Origin of the sequence: Thiocapsa marina 5811, from assembly GCF_000223985.1 — a bacterium.
Classification (GTDB): Bacteria; Pseudomonadota; Gammaproteobacteria; order Chromatiales; family Chromatiaceae; genus Thiocapsa; species Thiocapsa marina.
Map to the genome: position 1 here is coordinate 248,035 of NZ_AFWV01000007.1, position 14,034 is coordinate 262,068.

The 14,034-nt window shown below is 64.1% G+C and carries 14 protein-coding genes; 9 read left to right on the forward strand and 5 right to left on the reverse strand.

What is annotated here, in order from left to right; all coding sequences use genetic code 11:
* Positions 1-129: 129 nt before the first annotated feature.
* From THIMADRAFT_RS11975 to THIMADRAFT_RS11995, 5 genes are all read right to left on the reverse strand, one after another.
* The gene (locus THIMADRAFT_RS11975) at positions 130-888 is read right to left on the reverse strand and encodes an arginyltransferase (RefSeq protein WP_007193304.1); all 759 of its coding nucleotides are present in this window, start codon (positions 886-888) and stop codon (positions 130-132) included.
* On the reverse strand, positions 885-1,625 hold the full coding sequence (gene aat / locus THIMADRAFT_RS11980) for a leucyl/phenylalanyl-tRNA--protein transferase (protein ID WP_007193305.1): 741 nt from the start codon (positions 1,623-1,625) through the stop codon (positions 885-887). Before aat ends, THIMADRAFT_RS11975 begins: the two co-directional genes overlap by 4 nt.
* Positions 1,622-2,806, reverse strand: coding sequence for a GNAT family N-acetyltransferase (locus tag THIMADRAFT_RS11985; protein WP_050799565.1), 1,185 nt, complete (start codon positions 2,804-2,806; stop codon positions 1,622-1,624). The genes aat and THIMADRAFT_RS11985 overlap by 4 nt, the downstream gene beginning before the upstream one ends.
* Positions 2,807-2,888: 82 nt before the next feature.
* A complete protein-coding gene (gene trxB / locus THIMADRAFT_RS11990; RefSeq protein WP_007193307.1) occupies positions 2,889-3,854 on the reverse strand; it encodes a thioredoxin-disulfide reductase in 966 nt (321 codons plus the stop codon).
* A gap of 101 nt (positions 3,855-3,955) precedes the next feature.
* Positions 3,956-5,212 carry a cation:proton antiporter gene (locus THIMADRAFT_RS11995; RefSeq protein ID WP_007193308.1) on the reverse strand — a complete coding sequence of 419 codons (1,257 nt, stop codon included), beginning with the start codon at positions 5,210-5,212 and terminating at the stop codon, positions 3,956-3,958.
* Between the two features lie 369 nt (positions 5,213-5,581).
* Here THIMADRAFT_RS11995 and THIMADRAFT_RS12000 point away from each other — a divergent pair, with 369 nt between their 5' ends.
* The 9 genes from THIMADRAFT_RS12000 to THIMADRAFT_RS12045 all read left to right on the forward strand — a co-directional run bounded on the left by THIMADRAFT_RS12000 (position 5,582) and on the right by THIMADRAFT_RS12045 (position 13,964).
* Positions 5,582-6,043, forward strand: coding sequence for a C40 family peptidase (locus THIMADRAFT_RS12000; RefSeq protein ID WP_040731115.1), 462 nt, complete (start codon positions 5,582-5,584; stop codon positions 6,041-6,043).
* A gap of 127 nt (positions 6,044-6,170) precedes the next feature.
* On the forward strand, positions 6,171-6,539 hold the full coding sequence (locus THIMADRAFT_RS12005; RefSeq protein ID WP_007193310.1) for a high-potential iron-sulfur protein: 369 nt from the start codon (positions 6,171-6,173) through the stop codon (positions 6,537-6,539).
* 217 nt (positions 6,540-6,756) lie between these two features.
* The gene (locus THIMADRAFT_RS12010; protein ID WP_233490242.1) at positions 6,757-7,611 is read left to right on the forward strand and encodes a hypothetical protein; all 855 of its coding nucleotides are present in this window, start codon (positions 6,757-6,759) and stop codon (positions 7,609-7,611) included.
* Between the two features lie 4 nt (positions 7,612-7,615).
* Positions 7,616-8,236, forward strand: coding sequence for a 23S rRNA (uridine(2552)-2'-O)-methyltransferase RlmE (gene rlmE, locus THIMADRAFT_RS12015; protein ID WP_007193312.1), 621 nt, complete (start codon positions 7,616-7,618; stop codon positions 8,234-8,236).
* Between the two features lie 83 nt (positions 8,237-8,319).
* On the forward strand, positions 8,320-10,248 hold the full coding sequence (ftsH, locus tag THIMADRAFT_RS12020) for an ATP-dependent zinc metalloprotease FtsH (RefSeq protein WP_007193313.1): 1,929 nt from the start codon (positions 8,320-8,322) through the stop codon (positions 10,246-10,248).
* A 16-nt stretch (positions 10,249-10,264) separates the two neighbouring features.
* On the forward strand, positions 10,265-11,629 hold the full coding sequence (glmM, locus tag THIMADRAFT_RS12025) for a phosphoglucosamine mutase (RefSeq protein WP_007193314.1): 1,365 nt from the start codon (positions 10,265-10,267) through the stop codon (positions 11,627-11,629).
* A complete protein-coding gene (locus THIMADRAFT_RS12030; RefSeq protein WP_040731120.1) occupies positions 11,626-13,011 on the forward strand; it encodes a sodium-dependent transporter in 1,386 nt (461 codons plus the stop codon). The genes glmM and THIMADRAFT_RS12030 overlap by 4 nt, the downstream gene beginning before the upstream one ends.
* A gap of 196 nt (positions 13,012-13,207) precedes the next feature.
* Positions 13,208-13,642 (forward strand): type II toxin-antitoxin system RatA family toxin, encoded by a 435-nt coding sequence (locus THIMADRAFT_RS12040; RefSeq protein WP_007193316.1) that lies wholly within the window; start codon positions 13,208-13,210, stop codon positions 13,640-13,642.
* Positions 13,635-13,964 (forward strand): RnfH family protein, encoded by a 330-nt coding sequence (locus THIMADRAFT_RS12045; protein WP_007193317.1) that lies wholly within the window; start codon positions 13,635-13,637, stop codon positions 13,962-13,964. The genes THIMADRAFT_RS12040 and THIMADRAFT_RS12045 overlap by 8 nt, the downstream gene beginning before the upstream one ends.
* Positions 13,965-14,034: the final 70 nt, after the last annotated feature.

Sequence of the window (14,034 nt, forward strand, 5' to 3'; positions counted from 1 at the left end):
TTTTGTATGTTGTACCGCGTGATCGGATCCGGGCCATGAAGCTCCGGGAGTGTACCATAGGTTGAGCATCCCGGCGGGGCCGCAGGGATCGTTGAATCGCGTCGTGCGGAGTCGATTGCCCGATGGGTCTTAACCGAGGTTCAAGGGACGGGTGCGATCGAACCTGAGCCACCTGTGGCCGTCCCACGCTTCGATCGGTCGGAATCGCTCTTTATACCGCATCTTCGGCGAGTCTCGAAGCCAATAGCCCAGATAGAGATAGGGGGCCTGGATGCGTCGAGCCGCTTCGATCTGCGCCAAGATGGCGAAGGTCCCCGGCGAGCGCTCCGAGAGCGTCGGGTCGAAGAAGGTGTAGACGGCGGAGAGTCCCTGCTCGAGGACATCCGTCACCGCCACGCCGACCAGTCGCTCGCCGAGCCGCATCTCGATGAACCGAGTAGACCCGCCCCAGCGCTCGACCAAAAAGCGGCGGTAGCTGCCTTCGGAGGCATCGTCCGCCATTCCGCCTTCCGGGTGACGCTCCCTCAGGTAGCGTCTGTAGAGCTCGAAATGGCTCGACTTAAAGGCGGCCGGGGTGTCGAGCAGGCTCAGCTCGGCCGAGTTGCGGCGCCAGTTGCGACGTTGCGAGCGGTCCGGGCAGAAATCCGCAACCGGTACGCGCACCGGCACACAGGCCGCGCAGCCGCGACAGGCCGGTCGGTACACATGCGCGCCGCTGCGTCGGAAGCCCTGATCGACAAGCGCTTGGTAGGTCGCGCCGTCGATGTGGGCCGTCGGGTCTACGAAGAGGGTCCGCGCCCGTCGCTCGGGCAGGTAGGAGCAGGCGTGCTCGCCGGTCAGATAGAGGGCGAGATGGCGCCCTGCAAGGGGACCGTCCGCGGCATTCATGGTGTCTCCGCGTTGCCGTCGAGTAGGGGTATGTGCTCGCGTCCGTCGTCCCAGTGGCGAGCGGAGGTCTCCGGAGCGGGCTCGCGGCAGAGCCGCTCCAAGCGGCGCACCAGCTCGTTGCGAGGGATCTCCACGGCGCCCAAACGGATCAGGTGCTCGGTGCGCATCTGACAGTCGATCAGGCCGAATCCCCAGCGCGTGAGTCGCTCGCACAGATGGAAGAGGGCAACCTTCGAGGCATCGGTCGCCCGGCTGAACATGGACTCTCCGAAGAATGCGCCTCCGACGGCAACCCCGTAAAGGCCGCCGACAAGCGCTCCGTCCTGCCAAACCTCGACCGAATGTGCGATTCCGCGCCGATGCAGCGTCTCGTACGCTATCACCATCTCCGGGAGGATCCAGGTGCCGCCGTGCGCGTCTCGCGGTGCCGCGCAGCCGCGAATGACCCCGCCGAAGTCGCGATCCATGGTCACCCTGAAGGTCTGCTTGCGCAGCCGTTTGCGTAGGCTGCGCGGCACCTTCAAGGATTGCGGAAAGAGCACCGTGCGCGGGTCCGGGGACCACCACAGGATGGGGTCGCCCTCGCTGAACCAGGGAAAGATGCCGCGTCTGTAGGCGCTTTCGAGGCGCTCCGGGGACAGATCGCCGCCGAATGCCAGCAGGCCGTTGGGCTCGCGCAGGGCGTGGCGAACATCGGGGAATGCGGACCTGTCTCGCGGATCAAGTCGCGGGATCATTCCGAATCGCGTCCCGCCGGTGCCGGAACGCCCGATGGGCGGCTGTCTCGGCGGTAGGGGCTGTGGGCCTGCATCTCGGCGATGTAGTCGTCCATGCCCTCCGCCTCGAGGGTCACGAAGCGCGCGATGGCGTCGCGGAAGGCCGGGTCGGCGATCCAATGGGCCGACCAGGTCGGGGTCGGCAGGAAGCCGCGGCTGACCTTGTGCTCGCCTTGCGCGCCCGGCTCGAAACGGGTGAGACCCGTCTCGATGCAATAATCCAGGCCCTGATAGTAGCAGGCCTCGAAATGCAGGCTGTGAAAGTCCTGAAAACAGCCCCAATGGCGTCCGTAGAGCGAGCGTGCGCCGACCAGGTCGAAGGCGGCGGCGACGATCTCGTTGCCGTATTCGGCCAGCACCAGCAGGAGACTCTCGCCCATGGTCTCGCCGATGGCTTGGAAGAAGGGCAGCGAGAAGGTCGGGATCCCGCCGCGCTTGTCGAAGGTGTCGCAATAGAGGCGATGGAAGGTGGCCCATTCGGCCTCCGTGACCGCGTTGCCCGGGATGCGTCGGATCCGGACACCGGATTCGACGACGCGGCGCCGCTCGCGTTTGACTTTCTTGCGTTTCTCGGCCGTAAAGGCCCCGAGATAATCCTCGAATGAGCCGTAACCCCGGTTGTGCCAATGAAACTGACAGCCGACGCGTCTGAGCAGGCCCTGACCTTCAAGCACTGCCTGCTCGTCCTCGGCCGTGAAGAGCCAATGCATCGAGGAGACGCCCGCCTCCTCGGCCACCCGGATCGCGCCCTGAATCAGTGCGCGTGCATGATCCCCGCGCGCGGGCGAATCCCCGGTCAGCAGCCGCGGTCCCGTCGCGGGTGTGTAGGGCGAGGCGATCACCAGTTTCGGATAGTACCGCAAACCCTTGCGTCGATAGGCGTCCGCCCAGCTCCAGTCGAAGACGAACTCGCCGTAGGAGTTGAACTTCAGGTAGCAGGGTGCCGCTGCGACTAGATGCCCCTCCGCGTCGTGCAGCGCGAGATGCCGCGGCAGCCAACCGAGCGACTCGCCGACGCAGCCGTGACGTTCCATGGCATCGAGGAACTCATGGCGCAGGAAGGGGCTGTCGTCCCCGGCGAGCCGGTTCCATTCATCCGCGGGGATCTCGGCGATCGCCGAGTGGGTCGTCAGTCTGTACATGGGCATCGATCGGAAGGTCAGGCCGGTATCAGCCACATGAGGGCGTCCGATCGCTGCCCAAGGCATCAGCTGCTTCGATCCGCTACTGGTCTCCGGCCGCCAAGGCGTCCAGATATTTCTCCGCATCCAACGCCGCCATGCAGCCGGTACCCGCGGAGGTGATCGCCTGGCGATACACATGGTCCATGACATCGCCCGCGGCAAAGACGCCGGGCACGGAGGTGGCCGTCGCATTGCCGTCGATGCCGCTGTGGACCTTGATGTAGCCGCCGGCCATCTCGAGCTGCCCGTCGAAGATCTGCGTGTTGGGCTTGTGGCCGATGGCGATGAAGACGCCTTGGAGATCGATATCCTGTGTGGAGCCGTCCAGCGTGCTCTTGATGCGCATCCCGGTGACGCCGGTCGCGTCGCCGAGGATCTCGTCCAGGGTGTGGTTCCACGCGATCTTCACGTTGCCGTGCTCGGCCTTCTCGAACAGATGCTTCTGCAGGATCTTCTCCGCGCGAAGGGCGTCGCGTCGATGCACCAAAATGACCTCGGAGGCGATGTTCGACAGATACAGGGCCTCCTCGACCGCGGTGTTGCCGCCGCCGATCACGGCGACCTTCTGGTTGCGATAGAAAAAACCGTCGCAGGTGGCGCAGGCCGAGACCCCGCGGCCGCGGAACGCCTCCTCCGAGGGCAGGCCGAGATACATGGCGCTGGCACCCGTGGCGATGATGAGCGCATCGCAGCTGTAGACGGCCGAGTCGCCGGTCAGCGTGAACGGGCGCGTCCCCAGATCGACCGCGTTGATGTGGTCGAAGATGATCTCGGTTTCGAAGCGCTCGGCGTGGCGCCGCATTCGCTCCATCAGGTCCGGCCCCTGCACGCCGTCGGGGTCGCCTGCCCAATTGTCGACGTCCGTCGTCGTCATCAACTGGCCGCCTTGCTCCAGCCCCGTGACCAGGACCGGGCCGAGGTTGGCGCGCGCCGCATAAACGGCCGCCGTATAGCCGGCGGGGCCGGATCCCAGGATCAGGAGCCGGCAGTGTTTGGTTTCGCTCATTTCTCGATTCTCCAGTTAAACCGCGCCCGGTGCGGTATGGGTCATGTGTCGGAGTCGCTGGGCCGCGCCGGCTCCGATGACTGTCGGAGCCGGCGCGGCGTTCACGGGTTTCGCGTCCCCTCGGCGCTTGCCGCCACGCGGCGCACCAAAGGTCCCAGTGTCAGGCCCTGCACCAGTACGGAGAAGACCACGACGATGTAGGTCACGGTGAGGATCAGATCGCGGGCCTCGCCATCCGGCAACGACAGGGCTAGGGCGACCGAGATTCCGCCGCGCAGACCGCCCCAGGTCAGGATCGAGAGAAAGCCCGGCTCGAACCTGCGATGGCGACGCAGCAGTTGAAAGGGGAGGCCGACACTGGCGAGGCGTGCGGCGAGCACCAACGGGATCGCGAAGAGACCGGCCAAGATGAACTCCCCGCTCATGCTGATCGCCAGAACCTCCAGACCGATGATCACGAACAAGACGGCGTTGAGGATCTCGTCGACCAACTCCCAAAAGTCGTCCAAGCGATACCGGGTGGCTTCGGTCACGGCGACGGCGCGGCCCCGGCTGCCGATGATGAGACCGGCGACCACGATGGCGATCGGCGCCGAGACGTTTGCATGCTCGGCGATGGCATAGCCGCTCATGGCCAGCGCCAGAGTCACCATGATCTCGACCTGATAGTTGCCCGTCCTGCTGATCATAAAGAGCGCGATCCAGCCGATGGCGAAGCCGAACGCCAGCCCTCCGACGATCTCGGTGGCGAACAGCATCAGCGCGTCGCCGGGTGCAGGGGGCGTCTCGCCGGCAGCGAGGCCCGCAAGCAGCATGAAGACAACAACCGCCACGCCGTCGTTGAAAAGCGACTCTCCGGTGATCTTCATCTCCAGGGATTTCGGGGCGTTCGCGTTCTTCAGGATACCGAGGACCGCGACCGGATCGGTGGGCGAGATGAGCGCGCCGAGGAGCATGCAGTAGATGAGCGGGATCTCGAAGCCGAGCGCGAAGAACAATAGCCAGCTTCCGCAGCCGATGAGGATGGTCGCGCCGACGACGCTCGCCGAGGCGAGGATCGCGATCGCCCACTTGTGCCTGGCGAGCTCGCGCAGATCGACGTGGAGCGCACCGGCGAAGAGCAAGAAGCCCAACATCCCCTGCAGCAGGGCTTCGCTGAAGTCGATGCTGGCGAGCATGCGTTGAACCGCTTGCTCCAACTCGCTGGCGAACGGGAACGGCAGCAAGAGCATGAGTGAAAATACCAGTGCGATCAGCATCAGGCCGATGGCGTTCGGGAGCCTGAGATACCGATCGTTCAGCCAACTGAAGAGCGCCGAAAATCCGATCAGGACGGCGAGAACATCGAAGAGTCGCATTGTTTTCGATTCCTTGTTCGCTGTGCCGAGGCGTTTTCGAATCCGCGAGCCTGACGCGGTTCGATGGTTGTTCCCGCCGTACCTCACGGAGCGATCGCCCGTGCATCGACCGCAAGGGACGGCGAGACCGGCTTCGTGTTCGCTCCGATCGATGGCCTTCGGTGCGCAGCCGCAGTGCGATTATGCCGCGTCTTCGTCGGTTCGGCGCGCGGTTACGCGTCGGTCGTCGAGCACCTTCCCCGGATGCGGCGCCCTGCCTGTTCCTCGGCAGCGTCGCGATGGGCGTCGATGCTCGCTTGACACCTTACAATCGACGGTCTAAAAGTTGCGTTTACAGGTCATTGCGAAATGTATCGGGTGTAATTTGTGATGCGTCTACACGGCGGCGGCTGCGTTCTTTGCGCCCTTTTGATGTCCGGGGTACTGTCCGGCTGCGCCACGCCGCGCAACGATCTCGCCGGCCCGCGCGCGGATGTCGTGCTGGCCGGCCTGTCTCAGGTCGGAACGCCGTATGTCTACGGAGGGAGCTCCCCCGGCGAGGGTCTCGATTGCTCCGGGCTCACCTACTATGCGCACCATGTCGCCGGGGTGAGGATCCCGCGTGTCTCGACCGATCAGCTACGCGCGGCCACGCCCGTTCCGGGTCGTCGGCCGCGGGCCGGCGACATGGTCTTCTTCCGCACCGGACCGGGGCAGCATCATGTCGGGCTCATGGTGGACGACGAGCGTTTCGTGCATGCATCGACCTCCCGTCGAGAGGTCCGGCTCGATCGGCTCGCCACGCCTTACTGGCAGGCACGGTACGTGGGGGCGGGAACCTATCTCGACTGATTCGCCCGATCGAGCGTGGCCTTCCGCTCGCGTTTTTCGGACCAATGTAGCACAATGCGCGACAGCTTCCGGTCGAGCCGGGGGTGTCGATGTCACCACAATGAATTACTCGAAGGAGTTGACAAACATGTCCGATAAGCCAATGAGCACGAGCCGTCGCGACGCTGTCAAGGTGATGCTGGGTACCGCTGCCGCGATCCCGGTCATCAATCTGGTCGGCTTCGGCACCGCGCGCGCCGAAGTGCCTGCGAATGCAGTCGCTGCGAACGATCCCACCGCGATCGCGCTCAAGTACAACGCCGATGCGACCCAGTCCGACCGCGCCGCCGCAGCCCGTCCCGGTCTGCCGCCCGAAGAGCAGCACTGCGCAAACTGTCAGTTCCACCTCCCCGATGTCGCCGGTGCGACCGAAGAGTGGCACGGCTGCAGCCTGTTCCCCGGCAAGTTGATCAATGTCAACGGCTGGTGCGCATCCTGGACCCTGAAGGCCGGTTGATCGCGTCGATCACCTGCCTCGGATCGTCCGAAACGGGGCCGCTTGGCCCCGTTTCTCGTTTGCATCGATGCACCTTGGGGATGCCCGAAGCGCCGGGAACCACGCCCGCCGCGGCACCCGTGCTGCCCCTTGATCGTCCGAACTATCTCATTGCAGGTCCGGTTTTTGCTTTGAGTTCGAGAACGCAATCCTTCCAAGACGTTCTCCGGTGACCCTCATGACCTTCTCGCAACACCCTTCCTCCTCGAGCTCCGAGATTGCCCAAACCTTCGGCGCCTCGATCCTTTCACGCGATACCGCGGCTCCGAGCTGGCGCATGGCCCTGCTTCGCGGCATCGTCTGGGGCCTGATCGGGATGCTCTATGCGCCTTTGTTCACGGGTTTCGCCGAACTGTTCGAGGGCCTCGGCTTCGGCCACGGCACCTACATCGCCGCTGCCGCACTGGCGGGCGGGGTCGGTGCCGCGCTCTACGGTGCGCGGGAGGTGGCCTTGATCGCAACAGGCATCGGGGTTCTGGTCGGCGTTCTCGTGCTGATGCTCTTCGCCGAGCATATCGCCGTCTTTCATGTCGTTTTGGTCGCCTCCGCCGTTGCGGGTCTGGTCGGTCTGACCGTCAGCTTCCCGGCGCGTTGTTCGAGACATGTGCCCGGAAAAACCATGGCCGGCTTGGCGACCGGTGCACTCTGCGGCGGCTTTTTGGCATTGGTCGAACCCTTCCATCCGAATCCTTTCCCCTCGTTCGCGGTCCTGGCCTTTCTGGTCAGCGTCAACGGGGTGCTCTATGTATCGACCGTGCGCTGGTGGCTGTCGCTATCGCGTCGGCTGCATTGCGAGTCGCGGCCCTGCTATATCATCGAGTCCCTGGTCATGGCGACGCTGGCAGGCGTGGCCGCCGGCAGCGTTTGGATGATGATCGGCCCTCTCATCGACTTCGAGGTAGGGTTGTGGCAATCCGCGAGCGCGTCGATGCACGAACGTATACCGATGGCGATCCTCGGGGGGCTGTTCGGCGGTGCGCTCGCCGGAATGCTGCTTGAGTTTTTCCGATTTTCTTGGGTGCACGATCTCTAACGCTATGGCGAAAACAGCCTCGAGTCGGAAATGGCTGGATCGGCAGCACAGCGATCCCTACGTCAAGCGCGCGCAGCGCGAGGGGTATCGTTCGCGCGCCGCCTACAAGCTGCTCGAGATCCAGGAGAAGGATCGGATCTTTCGCCCGGGGATGCGGGTGTTGGATCTGGGTGCCGCACCGGGCAGTTGGTCCCAGATCGCCGCGCGCCTCGTCGGCGCGCGCGGCAGTGTCGTTGCCCTCGATCTGTTGCCGATGGATCCGCTGGCCGGCGTCGTCGTCATGCAGGGTGATTTTCGCGAGCCCGAGATCCTGGACCGACTCTGCGCCACCTTGGGCGGTGAGTCGCTCGATCTGGTGCTCTCGGATATGGCCCCCAATATTACCGGTATGACGGTCGTGGATCAGCCGCGCTCGATGTATCTCGTGGAATTGGCCTTGGATCTTGCGCGGTCTCGGCTGCAACCCGGCGGGGCTCTGGTCGTCAAAGTCTTCCAAGGAACCGGCTTCGACGACATTTTGACCGAGCTGAGGCGGAGCTTCGCCAAGGTGGTCAGTCGTAAGCCCAAATCATCGCGATCTCAGAGCCGTGAGCTTTACTTGGTCGCCAAAGGCTTTCATCGTTGAGGCGTCGGTGCTAATTTCGATCGTTCGACCTCGACACCATCGCGTCGGTCCACCATCAGCAGGGGCAAGCAGCCGTGAATGACATGGCGAAAAATATACTTCTTTGGGTGGTCATCGCCGTCGTGCTGATGTCCGTCTTCAACAATTTCACGACCGCGCCGACGACCCCGCGGACCCTGACCTATTCCGACTTCATCGAGCAGGTGCGCCAGGGCGAGGTCAAGGAGGTTACGATCCAGGGTCGCACGATCGAGGGCGTCAGCGGCTCCGGTCAGAGGTTTACCACCTTCAGCCCCGGCGACGACGGACTCGTGGGCGACCTGCTGAATCACGACGTCGTGATCAAGGCGGCCCCGCCGGAGAAACAATCCGTTCTGATGCAGGTCCTGATCAACTGGTTCCCGCTCCTGATCCTGATCGGAATCTGGATCTTCTTCATGCGGCAAATGCAGGGCGGAGCGGGCGGTCGAGGGGCCATGTCCTTCGGCAAGAGCCGCGCCCGGATGCTCTCCGAGGATCAGGTCAAGGTGACCTTCCAAGATGTCGCGGGCGCCGAGGAGGCCAAGGACGAGGTCACGGAGATGGTCGATTTTCTCCGCGATCCGAGCAAGTTCACGAAACTCGGCGGCAAGATCCCGAAAGGCGTCCTCATGGTCGGCCCGCCCGGGACCGGCAAGACCCTGCTCGCCCGCGCGATCGCCGGCGAGGCGAAGGTGCCTTTCTTCACCATCTCGGGCTCGGATTTCGTCGAGATGTTCGTCGGTGTCGGCGCCTCGCGCGTGCGCGATATGTTCGAGCAGGCCAAGAAGCACGCACCCTGCATCATCTTCATCGACGAGATCGATGCGGTCGGCCGCCATCGCGGCGCCGGTCTGGGCGGTGGTCACGACGAGCGCGAGCAGACCCTGAACCAGCTCCTGGTCGAGATGGACGGCTTCGAGGGCAACGAGGGCGTCATCGTCATCGCGGCAACCAACCGCCCCGACGTGCTGGATCCGGCGTTGCTGCGACCGGGCCGATTCGACCGCCAGGTGGTCGTCCCGCTCCCGGACGTGCGCGGTCGCGAGCAGATCCTGAAGGTGCACATGCGCAAGATCCCGGCGGCCGAGGACGTGAAGGCGTCGGTCCTGGCGCGGGGCACTCCCGGGTTCTCGGGCGCGGATCTCGCCAACCTCGTCAACGAGGCCGCGCTCTTCGCCGCTCGGTCGAACAAAAAGATGGTCGACATGGACGACATGGAGAAGGCCAAGGACAAGATCATGATGGGCGCGGAGCGTCGCTCCATGGTCATGTCCGACGACGAAAAGCGTCTGACCGCCTATCACGAGTCCGGCCATGCCATCGTCGGTCGCTTGGTGCCCGACCACGATCCCGTGCACAAGGTCAGCATCATCCCGCGCGGCCGGGCGCTGGGCGTGACCCTCTTTCTGCCCGAGGACGACCGCTTCAGCTACAGCAAGCAGCGCCTGGAGAGCAGCATCTCGAGCCTCTTCGGCGGACGCCTGGCCGAGGAGTTGATCTTCGGCGCGGAAAGCGTGACGACGGGAGCGCAAAACGACATCCACCGTGCGACCGAGATCGCGCGCAACATGGTCACCAAGTGGGGCCTGTCCGACAAGCTGGGTCCGCTGACCTACAGCGAGGAGGAGCAAGAGGTCTTCCTCGGTCATTCGGTCACCCAGCACAAGAGCGTCTCGGACGAGACCACGCATCTCATCGACGAAGAGATCCGCAACGTCATCGAGCGCAACTACGAGCGTGCCCGGGGTCTGCTCGTCGCGAACATGGACAAACTGCACGCCATGTCCGCCGCATTGATGAAGTACGAGACCATCGATGCCGAGCAGATCAACGACATCATGTCCGGCCGCCCGCCGCGTCCGCCGAGCGACTGGGAGGACGAAGAAACCGGCGGCCGCCCGGCCGGGCGGCGATCCGATCGCGCGAAACCGGCCGACGCGACGCCCGGCCCGGACGACACAACGCTCGGGCGACCGGCGGGCGAGCACTAGTCACACGGAGGCGGATATGTCGGGACGTCGTTATTTCGGAACGGACGGAATCCGTGGGCGGGTGGGCGAGGGGATGATCACACCCGACTTCGTCCTCAAGCTCGGCTGGGCAGCAGGACGCGTCTTCGGCCAGGGTAACGGCGGCAAGGTTCTGATCGGAAAGGATACGCGGATCTCGGGCTACATGTTCGAGTCCGCCTTGGAGGCGGGACTCGTCGCGGCCGGAGTGAACATCCGGCTCCTCGGGCCGATGACCACGCCGGGCGTCGCCTATCTCACCCGCACCTTTCGCGCCTCGGCGGGTATCGTCATCACCGCCTCTCATAATCCCTACCAAGACAACGGCATCAAATTCTTCTCGGCGGACGGCGACAAGCTCCCGGACGACGTCGAAGAAGCGATCGAGGCCGAGCTCGAGCGACCCCTGCGGACGGTCGATTCGGCCGCGCTCGGCAAGGTGAAGCGGATCGACGACGCCAACGGCCGATATATCGAGTTCTGCAAGAGCACCGTTCCGACGAGCATGAATTTCCGTGGTCTGCGGGTCGTCGTCGACTGTGCCAACGGCGCGACCTACAACACGGCCCCCTACGTCTTCGAAGAGCTCGGTGCGGAGGTGGTGCGCCTCGGCGCCGATCCGGACGGTTTCAACATCAACCGGGATGTCGGCTCCACCCATCCCGACGCCTTATGCAGGGCGGTCGTGCAGGAAGGCGCCGATCTGGGTATCGCCTTCGACGGCGATGGCGACCGCGTGTTGATGGTCGATGGCAAGGGGCAATTGATCGACGGCGATCGGCTGTTGTATGTCATTACCAAGGCCCGTCTTGCCGACGGGGGGATGCGCGGCGATGTCGTCGGCACCCTGATGAGCAACCTGGGCTTCGAGCATGCGCTGCGGCGCCTCGGTGTCGGATTTGTGCGCGCGAAGGTCGGCGACCGCTATATCATGGAGCATCTCAAGCGCGCGGACGGTATCCTCGGCGGCGAGCCTTCCGGACACATCATCTGCCGCGACCGTACCAGCACGGGAGACGGGATCGTGGCTGCTCTGCAGGTCCTGGCCGGCTTGAAATATCTCGACACGGGTTTGCACGAGATCTGTGCCGAGGTCGAGCCTTATCCTCAGATCCTGATCAACGTCCGGCTGGACGCCCAGCGCGATATCGTCGGGCTGCCCGCCGTGCGGGATGCAGTGCAGACCGCGGAGCAGACGCTCGCGGGCCGCGGGCGTGTTCTGCTGCGTCCCTCCGGGACGGAGCCGCTGGTTCGCGTCATGGTCGAGGGCGTCGACGCAAGCGAGGTCCGACGTCTTGCCGAGTGGCTGGCGGATGTCGTCCGCGCCCAGATCGCGCCGTCCTCGGCCGGGCTGCCGTCTTGACCGCGACCAGCTCGATCCATGGCATGTGGTCGACGCGTCTGGCCTTTATCCTGGCCGCGAGCGGATCGGCCGTGGGTCTCGGCAACATCTGGCGCTTTCCCTATACCGCCGGCGAGTACGGCGGTGGCGCGTTCGTCCTGGTCTACATCCTCTGTGTCGTCCTGATCGGCGTCCCGATCATGATGGCGGAGATCATGCTCGGGCGGCGCGGTCGGCGCAGTCCCATCAACACCATGCGCGCCCTCGCCAGCGCTGAGGGCCGAGCGCCCGCGTGGCAATTATTGGGTTGGATGGGAATCGTCGCAGGCTTCCTGATCCTCTCCTTCTACAGCGTGATTGCAGGCTGGACGATGGGTTACATCTTCCGCGCCGCGAGCGGACTCTTTACCGAGATCGACGCGACGGGTGCGGGCGAGATGTTCTCCGGCCTGATCGGCGACGCCGAGCGGCTGCTCGCTTGGCACACCATCTTCATGGTGATGGTGGTGCTGGTCGTCGCGCGCGGTGTGGCGGGTGGTCTCGAAAAGGCGGTGCGCATCCTGATGCCGGCGCTCTTCGTACTCCTCGTGGTGATGGTCGGATACGGCATGCAGGCCGGCGATTTCGACACGGCAGTTGCCTATCTCTTCGAGCCCGATTTCGCCGAGTTTCAGGGCAAGGCGGGCGAGGCGATCCTCAGCGCCATGGGCCAGGCATTCTTCAGCCTCAGCCTCGGGATGGGCGCCATCATGATCTACGGGTCTTATTTGAAACGGGACTCATCGATCGCACAAAACACCATGATCATCGCCGGGCTGGACACCCTGGTGGCGTTGCTGGCCGGGCTCGCGATCTTCCCCATCGTCTTCGCCCACGGACTCGCCCCGGACAGCGGCCCCGGGCTGATCTTTCAGACCTTGCCGATCGCCTTCGGGGACATGCCGGGCGGGTCTTTCTTCGGGGCCTTGTTCTTCGTGCTGCTCCTGTTCGCGGCTTGGACGTCGGCCATTTCATTGCTGGAACCGCTGGTGGCCTGGCTGGTCGAGAATCTGAGCTTCAGCCGCGTGCGCGCATCCGTGTTGGGCGGGCTTACCGTCTGGCTGCTGGGCATCGCCTGTCTGCTCTCGTTGAACGCCTGGTCGGAGGTCAAGATCTTCGGCAAGGGTTTCCTTGATCTCTTCGACTTCCTGACCGCGAACATCCTGCTGCCCCTAGGCGGTGTCCTGATTGCGATCTTTGCAGGCTGGATGCTGTCGCGGGCCTCCTCCTCGGACGAGCTTCAGATGGACGATGGCCCGGCCTACCGGCTCTGGCGGTTGCTGATCCGGTATGTTGCCCCCATTGCCGTCGGCATCGTTCTATTGAATGCCGTCGGCGTGCTCGGGTGGATCGGACTCGGGTAAAGTGCCCGCATAGACGTCGGCCGGCTCGGCCGGGGGTGGATCGACGTTCGCCTCCAAGTGCGTGGGTCGACGACTGTCGAGCGATTGAATCGAGATCTTTTTATTTTCTAAACCGCGTCATGCACACGGCTTTGGATGCCCTCGAGGGGCAGGCTCTGTAGAAACGTCGGTTTTTCACTCGGGACGCGGTTTAGCTGTGGCTATCGTCAGAAAAAGTGCCTTGGTGCCGTACTCGGCATCGCAGATGTTCGACCTCGTCTACGACGTCGGCTCGTACCCGAAATTTCTGCCTTGGTGCGACAAGACGCGCGTCATTTCCGAGACCGACGAGAAGATCTGCGGTCAAATCGAGGTCGCCCGGATGGGGATTCGCCAGACCTTCAGCACCTGCAATCGGTTCGAGCGCGACCGGCGTATGGACATCGATCTGCTCGACGGGCCCTTCCGAAAACTCGTCGGTGGTTGGCGTTTCGTCCCGTTGCGCGAGGATGCCTCCAAGGTCGAGCTGGAGCTGGAATTCGAGTTCTCGGGACATCTGATCGACAAGGCCTTCGGAGCCGTTTTCCACCAAATCGCCAATACACTGGTAGACGCCTTTTGTCGGCGTGCCGAAGAGGTCTACGGTGACTGATTATCTGAAGGTTTCCGTGGCCTATGTGGGTGCCGACGACCAAGTGCTCCGTCCGCTCGAGGTGCGTATCGGGACAACGGTGCGCCAGGCGATCGAGCAATCCGCCGTCCTCTCGAGGTGCCCGGAAATCGATCTGGCGGTCAACCAAGTCGGAATTTTCGGAAAGTCGGCGAAACTGGATCAGATCTTAGAGGACGGTGATCGCGTCGAGATCTATCGCCCCTTGATTGCCGATCCAAAGGAAGCGCGGAAACGACGTGCAGCGGAGGGGAAGGTCATGCGCAAGGGCGGCGCGGATGCCGATCAGAGCGCCGGGACCTGAGTCGGCGTATTGGGTCACGCCAAGCATCCGTAGAGTACATCCCGATTGTACCGGGCGCCTCGCCCGGGGC